This window comes from Rhodococcus shunpengi (assembly GCF_048381395.1).
In the GTDB taxonomy this organism is placed as follows: Bacteria; Actinomycetota; Actinomycetes; order Mycobacteriales; family Mycobacteriaceae; genus Rhodococcus.
In genome coordinates, this window is sequence record NZ_JBLWIU010000012.1 from 487,696 (window position 1) to 503,058 (window position 15,363).

Below are 15,363 nucleotides of genomic sequence, written 5' to 3' on the forward strand. Positions count from 1 at the left end.
CGACTTGTCTGGGGGCCGTCCCGAGCCCCGCCGAAAGGAATCGTAGATGTCTCTGTTGGAGAACCGCACTGCCGTGATCACCGGTGGCGCTCAGGGAATCGGCTTCGCCATCGCGCAGGAGTTCGTCGACGCCGGCGCTCGCGTCGTGATCGGCGACCTCGACCTCGATGCCGCCACCGCCGCCGCCGAGAAGCTCGGTGGCCGCGAGGTCGCCCGGGCCGTGCGTGCCAACGTCGTCGAGTCCGCCGACTGGGACACCCTCCTCGCCGAGGCCGTCGACGGGTTCGGTTCGCTCGACGTGGTGGTCAACAACGCCGGTATCACCCGCGACGCGACCATGCGCACGATGACCGAAGAGGACTTCGACCTGGTCATCTCGGTGCACCTCAAGGGCACCTGGCACGGCACCCGCAAGGCCGCCGCGATCATGCGTGAGGCCAAGCGCGGCGCGATCGTCAACATCTCCTCGCTGTCCGGCAAGGTCGGCATGGTCGGCCAGACCAACTACTCCGCCGCCAAGGCGGGCATCGTCGGCCTGACCAAGGCCGCCGCCAAGGAGATGGCGCACCACGGCGTCCGGGTCAACGCGATCCAGCCCGGCCTGATCCGTTCGGCGATGACCGAGGCCATGCCGCAGAAGGCATGGGACCAGAAGATGGCCGAGATCCCCATGGGCCGCCCCGGTGAGGTCGACGAGATCGCCTCCGTCGCACTGTTCCTGGCATCCGACATGTCCTCCTACATGACCGGCACCGTCCTCGAGGTCACCGGCGGCCGCTTCATGTGACGGTCCGCCCGTCATCTCACTCTCTTCCCGAAAGGTCATCATGCGCGAAGTAGTCATCTGCGAGCCGGTCCGTACCCCGATCGGCCGCTACGGCGGAATGTTCAAATCCCTCACCGCAGTCGATCTCGGTGTCGCGGCACTGAAGGGTCTGCTCGAGCGCACCGGTGTTGCGCCCGAACAGGTTCAGGACGTCATCCTCGGCCACTGCAACGGCAACAGCGAGGCCCCGGCCATCGGCCGCGTCGTCGCCCTCGACGCCGGTCTGCCGATCACGGTGCCCGGCATGCACATCGACCGCCGTTGTGGTTCGGGCCTGCAGGCCGTCATCCAGGCCGCTTTCCAGGTCGGTAACGGCGACCACGATCTCGTCGTCGCCGGTGGCACCGAGTCGATGAGCAACGCCGCGTTCTACTCCACCGACATCCGCTGGGGCGGCGCCCGCACCGGCGTGCAGATGCACGACGGTCTGGTCCGCGCTCGCTCGACCGCCGGTGGCCGCTTCTATCCGGTGCCCGGCGGCATGATCGAGACCGCGGAGAACCTGCGTCGCGAGTACTCGATCTCCCGCGACGAGCAGGACGAGCTCGCCCTGAACTCGCACCTGCGTGCCGTCCACGCCCAGAAGAACGGCATCCTCGCCGAGGAGATCATCCCCGTCACGGTCAGCAGCCGTAAGGGCGACGAGGTCATCGACACCGACGAGCACCCGCGCCCCGACATCAGCCTGGAGACCCTCGCCAAGCTGAAGCCGATCATGGGCAAGCAGGACCCCGAGGCCACCGTCACCGCCGGCAACGCCAGCGGCCAGAACGACGCCGCGTCCATGGCGATCGTCACCACCCCGGAGAAGGCCGCCGAGCTGGGCCTGACCCCGCTGGTGCGGTTCGTCTCGTGGGGTGTGGCGGGCGTCCAGCCCAAGATCATGGGCATCGGCCCCGTGCCGGCCACCGAGGTCGCCCTCGCCAAGGCGGGCATCACCCTCGCCGACGTCGACCTCATCGAGCTCAACGAGGCGTTCGCCGCGCAGGCCCTCGCCGTGATCCGCGAATGGAAGTTCGGCAAGGCCGACTTCGAGCGCACCAACGTCCACGGCTCGGGCATCTCGCTCGGCCACCCGGTCGGCGCGACCGGCGGACGCATGCTGGCCACCCTCGCCCGCGAGCTGCACCGTCGCGAGGCCCGCTACGGCCTCGAGACCATGTGCATCGGCGGCGGCCAGGGTCTGGCAGCGATCTTCGAGCGCGTCGCGTAAGCAGACAGCTCCCGGGTTCGGGGAGGTTGTGTTCGGTTTTTTCGAAAATCCCGGACACAACCTCCCCGAACTTCTTTCGTCGCAGGTGACCGGCCTGGGGATAGCGTCGGTTCGTCCACAACCGGGCCCCGACGCGGCGTCCGGACGGGAGTCGCGCCCGGCATGCTCGGCGCGTGATCGACTTCGACGAACCGTTCTCGGGGCGTGCGGCACTCGCAGCCGGCGTCGTCACGCGGCATCGGCTCGCACGCGACTTCGTCCACCTCCACCGCGACGTCTACATCCGACGAGGGATACCGGCGACCCCGCTGCTGCGCGCGAAGGCGGCATGGTTGTGGTCGCAGAGCCGTGGCGTCCTCGCGGGAGTCTCTGCCGCTGCCGTGCACGGCACTCGGTGGCTCGACCCTGATGCGGCGGCCGAACTCGTCCGCTCCGATCACGTCCGGTCGGTGCCGGGAATCTCGGTCCGACGCGCGCCGAAGCTCGACACCTGCGTGGTCGGCGGGATGGTCGCGACCACACCTGCGCAGACCGCCTTCGATCTCGCCCGACGAATGCCGCTCGACCGGGCCGTCGAAACGATCGACGCGCTCTGCAACGCGACCGGCCTGAAGGTTCGTGAGATCGAGGAACTCGCGACGAGGAGCAAGGGGGCACACGGTATCGGTGCCGTGCCGCGGGTACTTGCCCTCGTCGACGGTGGAGCTGCGTCACCACCCGAGACCCATACGCGTCTGCTTCTCGTCCGTGCCGGTCTCCCACCGCCGGAGACCCAGATCGAGATCTTCGACGGCGACGAGTTCGTGGCGCGAGCCGACATGGGATGGAAGCGGTGGCGGGTGCTCGTGGAGTACGACGGCGTGCAGCACTGGACCGACCCCACTCAGCGGACCCGCGACATCGACCGGTACGCGGTGCTGCCCGAACTGGGGTGGACGGTCATCAGGGTCGGTGCCGACCTCCTCTACCGGCGCCCCGAAGTCTTCGTCGAACGGGTGCGGCGTGCTCTGGGAGCGGCCGGTGCGCCCGTCTGAGCCGAACTTCGGGGAGGTTGTGTGCGTGCATTTCGAAAAACGCGACCACAACCTCCCCGAAGTTCCGGCGGGCGCCGCTATTCGGTGCGGAGGAGGTAGAAGCGGAAGAAGCCGAAGTCCTCGATGGGGAGCACGTCGACCTCGGTGAAACCGGCGTCGAGGGCGTAGCGGCGCAGGGTCGCGGGACGCATGACGGTGCCTGTCCCGGCGCTCGGTGTGTGGCTCATGCCGTCGGGGAGGCAGATGGTGAGGCTGTAGCCGTACATGAGCCGTTCGACGTCGTCGCCGGGTGCGGTGAAGGTGTCGGCGACCGCTTCGTCCATGACGATCATGAACCCGCCGGGTGCGAGCGAACGTCGCACGGCAGCCAGTACCTCGACCGGTTGCGGCATGTCGTGGACGCATTCGAACGCGAAGGCCGCGTGGAAGTTTCCGCCGGGCAGTTCGGACGCGTCGCACTGCGTGAACGTGACGCGTTGCGCCACATCGGCATTCTCCGCGAGGTTCGACCGGGCCATCTCGACCGACGGGGCATCGATGTCGAAGCCCTGCACCTTCGCCTCCGGATAGGTGCGTGCGATCGTGATCGTCGACCATCCTCCGCCGCAGCCGATGTCGGCGATCTGCGCGCCCGGTTGTCCGAGCACCCGGTCGACCTCCGGTACCGACCGCAGGGCATCGGGCAGGGCCTTCTCGAACAGCGGCCTGTTCGCGTCGGCCTGCGACTCGCACACGTCGCGGCCGAACTGACTCCAGCTCACTCCGCCGCCGTTGCGGTAGGCCTCGAGCAGGCCGGGTAGTTGCATGGTCGCGCCGACGATCATCCGGGCGAGCGGCGCCATGTACGCCAGGTTGCGTGGATCGGTGAGCACGTCGCGACCGGCCGACGACAGAGCGAAGCGCGGGGGATCGCCGTCGTCGACGTCGAGCAGACCGGTCACGGCCTGCTGTTCGAGCCACTCACGGGTGTACCGCGGGTGGGTGCCGGTGCGTTCGGCCAGTTCGTCGGCCGTCGCAGGTCCGTCGTCGGCGAGGCTTCGGTACCAGCCGAGACGGTCGCCGATGAGGATCATGAGGGTGTCCATGGTGCCGAGGACGGAATCGAGGACGCGCTGCGCGTACGCGTCGACGGAGTCGAGGTGGACGGGGGAGGACGTCGATGTGGACATACGGATCATCTCCCGAGGGCGGAAGTGGACGTCGTACCCACCTATGGTCGCGCCGGGATCCCCGGATGTCACCGCTTGGAGGGAGTTACTCCTCCGCGTCGGACTCCTCGGACGCTCGCACGAAGTCGACGAAGGCGCGTCCGGCCTTCGACAGCGAGGCCGGATCGAACACCAGTCCGTACGACTGCGCGAAGGTCGGTTCGCACGGACGGACCACCGCGACGTCCTGCGCCGACTCGGCGAGGGACCGTTCGACGAACGATCCACCCAGGCCGGCGAGCACCATCGGCAGTCGGGCCTCGCGGTGATCGGTGAGCACGGAGATGGGACGGCGCACCTCGGCCTGTCGCATCGCGTAGTCGATCGCGTCGCTCACGGAGCCCCCACCGCGCGGCACGAACACCATCGGGATGTCGGGGAGTTCGGCCAAGGACAGCGGCCCGGGTGGCAGGTCGGTGCCGGGGGGATAGGCGAGCCAGTATTCGGTCTGTCCGAGTTCGATGATCTCGAGACCCACCTCGTCCTCGACGGGCAGGTGGGTGACGACGAACTCGCAGTGTCCGTCGTGGATGACCGACGCGGTGAACTCCTCCGCACGCAGATCACCGAGGCGCGCGGTGACCTTGGGATGGAGGCGGCGGAACTCGGAGACCAGGTCGACGATCGGGCCGGTCGCGAGAGCGGGGAAGACCATCAGATCCAGTCGGCCCGTCACCTCGGTCGTCGACACGGTGAGCAGCTCCTCGACCGCGTTCACATCGCGGAGGATCTGCCGGCTCGGGCCGATCAGCGCCTTGCCCGCCGCGGTGAGCACCATGCCGCGCCCGATGCGGTGGAACAGCTGCACGCCCAGCTCGCGCTCGAGGCTGCGCAGGGCCTGGGAGACGGTGGGCTGGGCGACGCCGAGCTCGGCGGCCGCGCCGTTGATGCCGTCGTTCTCCACGACGGCGAGGAAGTACTCGACCTGACGGAACTCCATGTCGTCACGCTTCCCAGGAGGTGCCGGTGGTGGTCGCCACGAATGCGGCGGCAGCGGGGGACAGATCGCCGGGGCGCATCACCAACCCGACGGGACGCCGGAACGGCGGGTCCAGCGGCCGGATGACCGCACCGGGGATCTGCTTCTCGGCGACGCGACGCGGAACGACCGTCCCGGCGGTGCCCCGCTCGACGAACTGCCACAGGGCGGCCTGGTTGGCGCAGTCGACGACGACGTTCTGCTCGCCGAGCAGTTCACCGGTCCGCGCGGCGCTCGCGCGGGAGCCGAGGTCCAGGACCAGCGGGAAGTCGCGGACCTGGGCCCGGGTGACCGGGTCGGGCACGTCGGCGGCGAGGTCGGGATGCAGGGCGAGCACCATCTCCTGCTCGAGGACCGGGACGGTGATCATGCCGGCGTGCTCGACCGACAGGTCGGTGATGCCGATCTCCGCCTCGCCGCGGCGCAGCGCCGCGTGGACCCCGGGAGGCCCTTCGGCGTCGTTCACCCGCACGGTCAGGTTGGGGTAGCGCTGACGGAAGCGCTGGACGAACTCGATGACGGGGTGGATCGAGAACGTCGCGAAGGTGACGATCTCGACGCGACCGGCCTCGAGGTCGCGCACCGCCGCGACCTTCTGTTTCGCCCGCTCGACGTCGGCCAGGATGCGGCGCGCGGCGACCTCGAGGACACGACCGTCCTCGGTGAGGGTGAGCCGTCGGCCGGTGCGGTCGAACAGGGTCGTGCCGAGCCGTCGTTCGAGGGTGCGGATGGCCTGCGATAACGATGGCTGCGAAATATAGAGTGCCTGAGCGGCTTTCGTGATTCCGCCGTGGTCGACGACGGCCACGAAATAGGTCACGAGGTGCAGGTCCACCCGATTATCGTAGGTGACGCCCCGAATCGTCCCGCACGTAACCGTCAGGAAGGGGTGTCGACCGGGCGCGGTACCTGCCATCCGCCGGTGAACGACGGTTCGCGTTTCTCGACGAAGGCGCGCATCGCGTCGGGCGCGTCGGTGGCGTGATTGACCGCCTGCGAACGCGCCTCGTTCTCGAGTGCCTCGCGGAGCGTGAGCGACGAACCCTGCTCGAGCATCCGCGCCGACATGCTCACCGCGACCGGTGGGGCGGCGGCCAGTCGCGCGGCCAGTTCGGCGGCGCGACCGGCGAGGGCGTCGGGCTCGACGAGCTCGGTCACCAGCCCCAGGCCGTGCGCTTCCTCGGCGCTCACGATGTCGGCGAGCATGACCAGACGCTTCGCCTGGTGCAATCCGACGAGGCGCGGCAGGATCCACGATCCGCCGAAGTCGACCGACAGTCCGCGCCGCGCGAAGATCTGGCTGAACTTCGCCGTCCGGGAGGCGACGACCACGTCGCACAGCAGCGCCATGTTCCATCCGGCGCCCACCGCATACCCCTCGACCTGCGCGACCAGCGGTTTGGAGAACTCGGCGACGGCGAGCGCCGTCGCGTTGATCTCCCGCATGCGGTCGAGGGGATGGGTGGAGTCGCGCCGTTCCATGTCGGCGCCGGTGCAGAAGTCGCCACCGGCGCCGGTGAGGATCACGGCGCGGACGGAGTCGTCGTGCTGGAGCGCACCGAACGTCTCACGCAACGATCGCCATGCATCGAGCGTCATCGCGTTCTTGCGCTCCGGTCGACTCAGCGTGATCGTGGCGACCGAGCCGTCCTGCGCGACCAGCACGTCCGACATTCCTACTCGCCCTTCCAGACCGGTGCACGCTTCTCGGCGAACGCGCGGGCGCCTTCCTTGGCGTCGGCCGACGCGAAGACCGGGTCGATGAACTTGCGCTGCGCGACGAAGGCGTCGGGGTCTGTGTAGTTGGCGGCCATCGCGACGACCTGCTTGGTGGCCTTGACGGCGAGCGGGCCGTTCGCTGCGACGCGAGCGGCGAGTTCCTTTGCCACGGTGAGTGCTTCACCGGGCTCGGTGACGCGGTTGACCAGGCCGTGCTGGTGGGCGACCTCGGCGGTGAGCGGGTCGCCGGTGATGGCGAGCTCCATCGCGAGCGGGTAGGGCAGGATCTTCGGCAGGCGCAGCAGGCCGCCGGCCGCCGCGGCGAGTCCGCGCTTGACCTCCGGGATGCCGAACTTCGCTTCGCGCGACGCGACGATCAGGTCGGCGGACAGGGCGAGTTCGCATCCACCGGCCAGAGCCCAGCCCTCGACGGCGGCGATGAGCGGCTTGCTCGGCGGTGCCTCGGTGAGGCCACCGAATCCGCGGCCGGGGATCGACGGCTTCTCCCCGCGCGCGAACGCCTTCAGGTCCATTCCGGCGCAGAACGTTCCGCCGGCGCCGGTGAGGATGCCGATGGTCAGGTCGGGACGTGCCTCGAACTCGTCGATGGCCGCGGCCAGCGCTTCCGAGACCTCGAGGTTCACGGCGTTCTTGGCCTCGGGGCGGTTGAGGGTGAACACCGCGACGCCGTCGGCGAATTCGGTGAGGACAACGCTCATGTCAGTTTTCCTTCGTATCGGTCGGAGCGGAGAGAGTCCAGCGGGCGGGAGTTCCGCCGTCGGAACGGATGTCGCCTCGATCGGCGAGAACGATGAGATGGGCCTGGGTCTCGCGGACGGCGAGGCGCTGCAGCCGGGGATCCATCGCGTCGATGGGGCGCGACCAGGTGACGCGGGTCGTGATCTCCCAGGCCGTCGATTCGGGCCGGACGGCGACGGCTTCGCGGATCTCGTCGAGACGGACCTCGTGGTGGTCCATGAGTTGGCGTGCACGCTCGGTGATTCCGCGGAAGCGGTACTCGTGAGCCGGTAGTACCTCGCAGTCCGGCAGGGCCGTCGTCGCGTGCAGCGACAACAGGTAGCGGTGCAGTGGGTCGCCCAGTTCGCCGGGACCCGAGGAGATGTTGGGGCTGATGCGCGGGAGCATGTGGTCGCCGCTGAACAGCAGGTCGCGGTCGCGGTCGACGAACGCAAGATGTCCGGGTGTGTGGCCGGGTGTCCACACCGCTTCGATGTTCCATCCGGGGAGATCGAGTCGATCACCTTGGGCGAGAACTACATCGGCGCTCTCGCCTTCGGGGAAGCGCACGAGTTCGAAGCGGGCGGCTTCGACCACCTCGGGCGGTGCGCCGAGCCCGGTGAGATCCACGCGCCATGCTTCCTTGTCGGCGGCGACATCCTCCGGGGTGAAGTGCCCGAGGGCGGTGGCGTCGGCGGCGTGCATCGCGATGACGGCGCCGGTCGTCTCCTTCAGGCGGGGTGCCAGGCCGAAATGGTCGGGATGCAGGTGGGTGATCGCCGCGTAGCGCACGTCGGTGATGTGGTGGCCGGTCGCGGCGACACCGGCGACGAGGGTGTCCCACGACTCCTCGGTGTCCATACCGAGGTCGATCAGAGCGAGACCGTCGTCGAGTGCGAGCGCATACGAAAGTACGTACCGCAGCGGGTTCTTCGGCATCGGGACCGGGATGGACCACAGTCCCGGACGCACTTCCTCGACGGGCGGCAGTACTCCGGCGGCCCATGCTTCACGCTGGACGGCGCCGAGGTCCTCGGTGACGATCATGGCGTCGTTCCCTCCTGCACGGGAGCGAACTCGTTGCGCAGTGTGCGCTTGAGGATCTTTCCGCTCGCGTTGCGGGGCAGTTCGTCGACGAAGTGGATGTGCCGGGGCTTCTTGTAGGACGCGAGTCGCTCCACCGTGAATTGGAGGAGTTCGTCCTCGGTCGGGCGGGATGCGCCCGGCGCGACCCGCACGACGGCGGTGACGGCCTCACCCCAACGGTCGTCGGGCACACCGACGACGGCGACCTCCGCGACGGCGGGGTGTTCGGACAGGACGGATTCGACCTCGATCGGGTAGACGTTCTCGCCACCCGAGATGATCATGTCTTTCACGCGGTCGGTGACGAACAGGTAGCCGTCGGAATCGATGTGTCCGGCGTCGCCGGTGCGCAGGAAACCGTCGGCCGTGAACAGGGCCGCGTTCTCGGCGTCGCGACGCCAGTATCCCGACGTGTTGTTGCGCGACCGGCAGACGATCTCGCCGGTCTGACCGTCGGGAAGCGGTTCACCTGTGGCGATGTCGCGGATCTCGACCTCGACGCCGGGGAGCGGGCTGCCGGCCGAACGCAGCAGGTACGAGCGGGATCCGTGCGGGTCGTGGTCGTCGGCACGCAGGGCCGTGAGGGCACCCATCGTCTCGGTCATGCCGTAACGCTGCACGAAGCGGCAGCCGAGGGTGTCCATGGCGCGGGCCAGCTGGGTGGGCGTGATGGGGGAGGCGCCGTAGGCCACCAGGCGCAGCGTCGACAGGTCGTAATCCGACAGGTCGGGCATCTCCACGAGCATGTTGATCACCGACGGCACGAGGAATGCGTGGGTGATGCCGTGCTCGGAGATGGCTGCCGCCACGAGGTTCGGGCGCATCTCGCCGAGCAGCACCAGGTGCAGACCCGCCGACAGGGTCGTGCTCATCCAGCCGGCGCCGGCGATGTGGAACAGGGGCAGCGCGTCGAGGGACACCGAGTCCTCGGTGAACTCGTACAGCGCGAAGTTCTGTGGTTCGTTGAACAGGTTGTGATGCGTCGCCACAACACCTTTGGGACGACCGGTGGTGCCCGAGGTGTAGAGCTGCAGCACCTCGGTCCGCGGGTCGTCGCCGAAGCCGGGGTCGATGTCGTCACCGGAGGCGACGAAGTCGTCCCACGAGCGTGCGCCGGGAACGGTAGAGGCGTCGCCGACCACGACGATCTGTGCGTCGGGCAGGACCGCGGTGGCAGCACGGGCGGATGCGGCGAACTCGTCCTCGACGATCAGGACGTCGAGCTGCGCGTCGTCGGCGATGTCGGCGATCTCGTCCGGATTCAGGCGCCAGTTGAGCGGGGTGAAGACGAGCCCGGCCTTGGCGCAGCCGACGAACGAGGCCGCGCCGGGCAGGCCCATGCGCAGCAGCGCACCGATGCGCATGGACGTCGCCGGAACGGTCGCGAGTGCCGAGGCGACCCGGTTGGTGAGCGCGTCGAACTCGGAGTAGGTGAGGGTCGTTCCGCCGGAGCTGACCGCCGCACGATCCGGATGCTCGACTGCCAGCTGCCGGATTCGGTTGGGAAGGTGCAACTCGCTCACATCACGCTCCTGATCGACACGGCCGACGCGCGGACATGCCGTCCACGCCGGTCCAGTCGATCACGACCGTGACTGCTGCCACAAAGACCTGCAGCCGTACGAAACGTTAGGACAAACCTATGGGCGCACACCGAGACCGGCGTCGTGTGCGAAATCCCCGACGAATCTCGCACACGACGTCGGTCTCGATGCGGTCGATCAGTCGATCTGCAGTTCGCCCATCCGGGCCCACTCGGTGCCCGGAATCTCCGTGTTGAGGATGCGTGGAGTCTCGCTCAGCGCCGGCCGCATCGCGTCGAGTCCCTTGCGGAAGTGATCGGACTTCACGTGCTCGGCCCCGGCATCTCCGTCGCGGAACGCCTCGACGAGAACGAATTCGGACGGATCGTCCACGCTGCGGGACCAGTCGAACCACAGGTTCCCCGGTTCGCCCCGGGTTGCTTCGGTGAACTCCGCGGTGGTCGCGAGCCAGCTGTCCTGGTACTCGGGCTTCACCTTGAAACGGACCACGATGAAGATCATCTCGCCTCCGGTCAGTAGATGTTCGAGGGACGGATCATGCCTTCGGCGAGGTCGCCGAAGCCCGGCGCGGGGATCGCCCCGGGATTACCCATGACCTCCTCGACCACGGCGGTCTCGGTGGTGATGAGCAGGGCCGCGATCGACGCCGCGCTCTCGAAGGCCGCCCGGGTGACCTTGAACGGGTCGATCACGCCCTCGTCGAACATATCGCCGTACTCACCGGTGAGGGCGTTGAATCCGTGACCGAGCGGCAGCCCCTCGACGACCTCGGCGACCTGGTCGCCGTCGAAGCCCGCATTGATCGCGATGCGGCGCATCGGTTCGGCGAGCGCCCGCCGCACCACGTCGCGTCCGACTGCTTCGTCGCCCGGAAGATCGAGGTCGGCCAGCGCCCGGTGGGCCTGCCCGAGTGCCGTGCCGCCACCGGCGACGACACCCTCCTCGAGAGCCGCGCGGGTCGCGGCGAGTGCGTCCTCGACCCGCAGCATCCGCTCCTTGAGTTCGACGCTGGTCGCGCCACCGACCTTGATGACCGCAACACTGCCGGTCAGCCGTGCCAGCCGCAGTTGCAGCGCGTCCTGATCGGCGTCGATGCGGGCGCGCCGCAGCTGGGTCTCGAGCTGCGCGATGCGGGCCTGCACGAGATTAGGATCGCCGTGACCCCCGACGATCGTCGTGTCGTTCTCGGTGACCGTGATGCGATCGCACGAGCCCAGGTGCTCACGCGTGACCTCGGACAGTTCGATACCGGTGTCCTTGGCGACGACGTGACCGCCGAGCGCCACCGCGAGATCCTCGAGTTCGGCGACCCGCCGGTGCCCGAAGCCCGGGGCGCGCACGACGACGGACTGCATCGTCTTGTGCATGTTGCCGCCGACGAGCAGGTGCAGCGCCGGTCCGTCGACGTCCTCCGCCAGCACCACCAGCGGCCGGTCGGCGCGCTTGGCCGCCTCGATGCTCGGCATGATGTCCTGCACCTGGCTGATCTTCTTGTTGGTGAGCAGCACCAGCGGGTTCTCGTGGACCGACTCCATGCGCTCGGGGTCGGTGACCATGTAGCCGGAGATGTAGCCGTGGTCGAACTCGATGCCGTCGACGACGTCCACCGACATGCCGAGCGTGTCGGACTCTTCTGTGGTGACGATGCCGGAGCGTCCCACATGCGCGACGGCGTCGGCGATGACCTCACCGATCGCGTCGTCGTCGCTGGCGGCGAGGGTCGCGATGCGGGCGAGATCCTGCCGGTCGCGGATCTGCACGGCGTGGGCCCGCACGGCGTCGACGACGACGGGCACGGTGCGTTCGATGCCGCGACGCACACGCATCGGGTTGGCGCCCGCCTCGACCGCCCGGAGCCCTTCGCGGACCATGGCCTGCGCGAGCACGGTGGCGGTGGTGGTGCCGTCGCCGACCGTCCCGTTGGTCTTCATCGCGACTTCCTTGACCAGCTGCGCCCCCATGTTCGCGAAGGGGTCGCGCAGCTGGATCTCCCGGGCGATGGTGACGCCGTCGTTGGTGATGGTCGGCGGGCCGGTGAGCTTCTCCAGGACGGCGTTGCGTCCCTTGGGGCCGAGCGTCACCTTCACCGCGTCGGCGAGCGCGTTGACGCCGTATTCGAGCAGGGTGCGGGCTTCCTGTTCGAACCGCAGATCCTTGGCCATGGCGGTTTCCTTTCGTCGATGCGGTTCGGGATCAGGGAACGAGGATCGCGCGACCGCGGACGCGACCGGCATCGAGATCGTCGATGGCCTGCTGGAACTGGTCGAGCGGGTACTTCGTGGTGTGGAGCGTGACCTTGCCCTGCGCGGCAAGGACCATCAGGTCCTGCAGGTCGTTGTAGGAGCCGACGAGATTGCCGATGAAGTTGATCTCCGTCGAGACGATGTCGATGGTGGGGACGTCGATGTTCTCGCCGTAGCCGACGACGTAGTAGTTGCCGGCGCGTCGCAGCATCGCCACGCCTTCCTTGGTGGCGCCGCCTTCGCCGACGAAGTCCACGACGGCCTCGGCTCCTTTGCCGCCGGTGAGATCGAGGACCTGCTGTATGTGGGTGCCGTCGGCGACGATCGCGTGGTCGGCGCCGATCTCGGCGGCGAGTTCCACGGCGTCGGGATTGCGGTCGACGACGACGAGTGTGGCCGCCGAGATCGCCTTCAGCACCTGGATGCCGATGTGGCCGAGACCGCCCGCGCCGATCATCACGCAGGTGTCGCCCGGGTGAAGAAGTTTGGCTGCCTTGGCGACTGCGTGGTAGGCCGTCAGGCCTGCATCGGCGAGAGCAGCGACGTCCGCGGGTTCGAGCGAATCGTCGATACGGACGACGCTGCGGGAGGTCGTCTTCAGGTATTCGGCGTAGCCACCGTGGGTGTCGATACCGGGGAAGGCGTTGTTCTCGCAGTGCACGTCGTCGCCGGAGCGGCACGCGCGGCACTGACCGCACGTGATGAGCGGGTGCAGGATCACCTTGTCGCCCACCGCGACGTTCGTGACCGCATTCCCCACGGCGTGCACCCATCCGGCGTTCTCGTGGCCGATCGTGTACGGCAGTTCGACGCCGCTCTTCTCCGCCCACTGTCCTTCGAGGATGTGGATGTCAGTGCGGCACACCCCGGCACCGCCGATGCGGACGATCACGTCGAGGGGACCTTCGATCTTCGGTTCCGGCACCTCGGTGAGCTGCAGTTTCGTGTGGTAACCCACGACCTGGACGGCCTTCATGACACCCTCCTGACTGGAACGGACGAGGTGGATCTGGCGTCGACGATCCGCGGGCCGGCGGTCCCGTCGTCGTCGGCGTAGCGGGTGGCGAGCAGTCCCCGGCAGAAGTGGGAGTTGCCCTCCATGGAGATGCGCACGGACTTCGCGAACCGCAGTCGCATCGGAATCTTCTCGGCCGGAATCGTTCTGCCGTCGTCGTCGACGAAGACCCGTCCCGCAGGACACAGCGTCAGGCCGAGCGCCAGGCGTCGCCGGATCAGGGCCGACCGGTACCGGCCGGGCGGGATGTCGCTCAGGGTGAGCGACGGCAGGTCGTCGAGAGTGAGCTCGGTGGTGCGGAGCAGCGCCTCGACGCAGCGTTCGAGCGCCGCGAGATGGGCCTTGCGCAGGAAGGTGTGCCGCAGATCCTCGAGACTGTCGACGGCCTCGACCCCGAAGGTGCCGCGGTAGCCGGCGTTCGCCGCCAATCCGGTGTTGATCTTGTGGCTGTCGTGGTGGTCGTCGAGCAGCACCCGCACCTGCCCGATCCCCTCGACGGCCTCGAGCACGTCCTGCGCGTCCGAGGCCATCAGGTACGCGAAGTTGGGTGAGCAGAAGGCCGTGGGCAGACGCAGGTGGACGGTGACGCCCTCGTCGTCGAGGACCACCGACCGGACGAACCCGAGATCGGTGATGGGCTCGTCCAGTTCGGGGTCGGTGACGTCCGACAACGCCCGCAGGACGTCGTCGGCCGTCACCGGTCCGACCGTCATGACGACACCGCTTCCTGCGCTCCCGCGGCGACCTCGACCCCTTCCTGTCCGGCTGGTTCGGGAAGCCGCAACTCCGCGGGCACATCGATGTCGTACAGCGCCGCCGCGTTGAGTCCGAGGATCTTCTTCTTCTGGTCGGTGGTCAGCGGTGCGTATTCGGTCATGTCCTCGGGGATCTGGAAGTCCACGAACTTCTCGATCAGCCAGCGTGGTGTCCACAGCGCGTAGTCGCTCGAGAACAGGATCTTGTCCTCGCCGATCCAGTACATCAGCTCGCCGATGATCTGCGCGAAATAGCGCGGGCGGGTGTGGATGAACGGGATCGCCACGGCCAGACCGCCGTACACGTTGGATTCCTGCGTCGCGATCCAGCAGAAGTCCTCGAGGCGGGGCAGTCCGACGTGCTCGACGACGAACCGCAGGTCGGTGTAGTCGGTGGCAACCTTGTCGATGTCGGCGACATCGAAGGCATCACGGTCGAGCGGCCTGATGGTCGGGCCCTTGTGCACGTGGATGTTCTTGATGCCCAGCTCGATACATTCCTCGAGATAACGGCGCGACCACTTGTCGTCGAGCTTGTATCCGCGGGAGTCGCCGAACCATTCGGCCGTGTAGAGCTTGACGCCCTGCAGGTTCATGCTTTCCGCGTCGCGCCGCAACTGTTCGAGGCCGGCCTCCTCGTGACGCGGATCGTAGGCGTGGTTGTAGGTGAGCTTGCCCGGATGCTTGCGGGTGAGGGCGAGGCACTCCTCGGTCTGCCCGAAGCCGGTCTTGTAGAACTCGCTCAGCAGCGTCGCCTGGAAGATCGCGTGGTCGACGTAGCCGTCGACGAACAGGTCCTTCATGAACCTCTCGCTGCCGTAGTAGGCGTAGGTGTCGAAGTCCCACACCTCCTCCTGCGGGCTGAGGTTCCTGTGGTAGTCGTAGAAGCAGTCGATGAACTGCTGGCCGTGGATGTTCTTCAGGTTGGAAGCCCGTGCGTCCCAGATGTGTACGTGAGCGTCGACGATGAAGTAGTTCTCGTCGTTCTTGGAATACATGTCGT

The 15,363-nt window shown here is 68.0% G+C and carries 15 protein-coding genes; 3 read left to right on the forward strand and 12 right to left on the reverse strand.

Annotated elements, in window-relative coordinates; all coding sequences use genetic code 11:
• Positions 1-46 precede the first annotated feature (46 nt).
• From fabG to ACNJ7K_RS07545, 3 genes are all read left to right on the forward strand, one after another.
• Positions 47-787, forward strand: coding sequence for a 3-oxoacyl-ACP reductase FabG (gene fabG, locus ACNJ7K_RS07535; RefSeq protein WP_230791829.1), 741 nt, complete (start codon positions 47-49; stop codon positions 785-787).
• A gap of 40 nt (positions 788-827) precedes the next feature.
• Positions 828-2,039, forward strand: coding sequence for an acetyl-CoA C-acetyltransferase (locus tag ACNJ7K_RS07540; protein ID WP_487041428.1), 1,212 nt, complete (start codon positions 828-830; stop codon positions 2,037-2,039).
• 173 nt (positions 2,040-2,212) lie between these two features.
• Entirely contained in the window at positions 2,213-3,073 is an 861-nt protein-coding gene (locus tag ACNJ7K_RS07545; protein WP_487041429.1) for an endonuclease domain-containing protein, read from the forward strand.
• 77 nt (positions 3,074-3,150) lie between these two features.
• Here the strand turns inward: ACNJ7K_RS07545 and ACNJ7K_RS07550 are convergent, their stop codons facing one another.
• From ACNJ7K_RS07550 to ACNJ7K_RS07605, 12 genes are all read right to left on the reverse strand, one after another.
• Positions 3,151-4,251 carry a class I SAM-dependent methyltransferase gene (locus ACNJ7K_RS07550; RefSeq protein ID WP_487041430.1) on the reverse strand — a complete coding sequence of 367 codons (1,101 nt, stop codon included), beginning with the start codon at positions 4,249-4,251 and terminating at the stop codon, positions 3,151-3,153.
• A gap of 76 nt (positions 4,252-4,327) precedes the next feature.
• A complete protein-coding gene (locus tag ACNJ7K_RS07555) occupies positions 4,328-5,221 on the reverse strand; it encodes a LysR family transcriptional regulator (protein ID WP_487041431.1) in 894 nt (297 codons plus the stop codon).
• 4 nt (positions 5,222-5,225) lie between these two features.
• Positions 5,226-6,095: a LysR family transcriptional regulator gene (locus ACNJ7K_RS07560; RefSeq protein WP_120280841.1), complete on the reverse strand. Its 870-nt coding sequence runs from the start codon at positions 6,093-6,095 to the stop codon at positions 5,226-5,228.
• 44 nt (positions 6,096-6,139) lie between these two features.
• Positions 6,140-6,934, reverse strand: a complete 795-nt coding sequence (locus ACNJ7K_RS07565) for an enoyl-CoA hydratase/isomerase family protein (RefSeq protein ID WP_487041432.1) — start codon at positions 6,932-6,934, stop codon at positions 6,140-6,142.
• Between the two features lie 2 nt (positions 6,935-6,936).
• Positions 6,937-7,698: a crotonase/enoyl-CoA hydratase family protein gene (locus ACNJ7K_RS07570; RefSeq protein ID WP_120280839.1), complete on the reverse strand. Its 762-nt coding sequence runs from the start codon at positions 7,696-7,698 to the stop codon at positions 6,937-6,939.
• 1 nt (position 7,699) lies between these two features.
• The gene (locus ACNJ7K_RS07575; RefSeq protein ID WP_487041433.1) at positions 7,700-8,764 is read right to left on the reverse strand and encodes an MBL fold metallo-hydrolase; all 1,065 of its coding nucleotides are present in this window, start codon (positions 8,762-8,764) and stop codon (positions 7,700-7,702) included.
• The gene (locus tag ACNJ7K_RS07580) at positions 8,761-10,326 is read right to left on the reverse strand and encodes a long-chain-fatty-acid--CoA ligase (protein WP_159417205.1); all 1,566 of its coding nucleotides are present in this window, start codon (positions 10,324-10,326) and stop codon (positions 8,761-8,763) included. Before ACNJ7K_RS07580 ends, ACNJ7K_RS07575 begins: the two co-directional genes overlap by 4 nt.
• Positions 10,327-10,524: 198 nt before the next feature.
• On the reverse strand, positions 10,525-10,848 hold the full coding sequence (locus tag ACNJ7K_RS07585) for a putative quinol monooxygenase (protein ID WP_230791833.1): 324 nt from the start codon (positions 10,846-10,848) through the stop codon (positions 10,525-10,527).
• An 11-nt stretch (positions 10,849-10,859) separates the two neighbouring features.
• The gene (gene groL / locus ACNJ7K_RS07590; protein ID WP_159417207.1) at positions 10,860-12,509 is read right to left on the reverse strand and encodes a chaperonin GroEL; all 1,650 of its coding nucleotides are present in this window, start codon (positions 12,507-12,509) and stop codon (positions 10,860-10,862) included.
• Between the two features lie 31 nt (positions 12,510-12,540).
• Complete coding sequence (locus tag ACNJ7K_RS07595) at positions 12,541-13,566, reverse strand: NAD(P)-dependent alcohol dehydrogenase (RefSeq protein WP_230791834.1); 1,026 nt, start codon at positions 13,564-13,566, stop codon at positions 12,541-12,543.
• Positions 13,563-14,318, reverse strand: a complete 756-nt coding sequence (locus ACNJ7K_RS07600) for an iron-sulfur cluster assembly protein (RefSeq protein ID WP_159417208.1) — start codon at positions 14,316-14,318, stop codon at positions 13,563-13,565. The genes ACNJ7K_RS07595 and ACNJ7K_RS07600 overlap by 4 nt, the downstream gene beginning before the upstream one ends.
• Positions 14,315-15,358: an amidohydrolase family protein gene (locus ACNJ7K_RS07605; protein ID WP_016692546.1), complete on the reverse strand. Its 1,044-nt coding sequence runs from the start codon at positions 15,356-15,358 to the stop codon at positions 14,315-14,317. Before ACNJ7K_RS07605 ends, ACNJ7K_RS07600 begins: the two co-directional genes overlap by 4 nt.
• Positions 15,359-15,363: the final 5 nt, after the last annotated feature.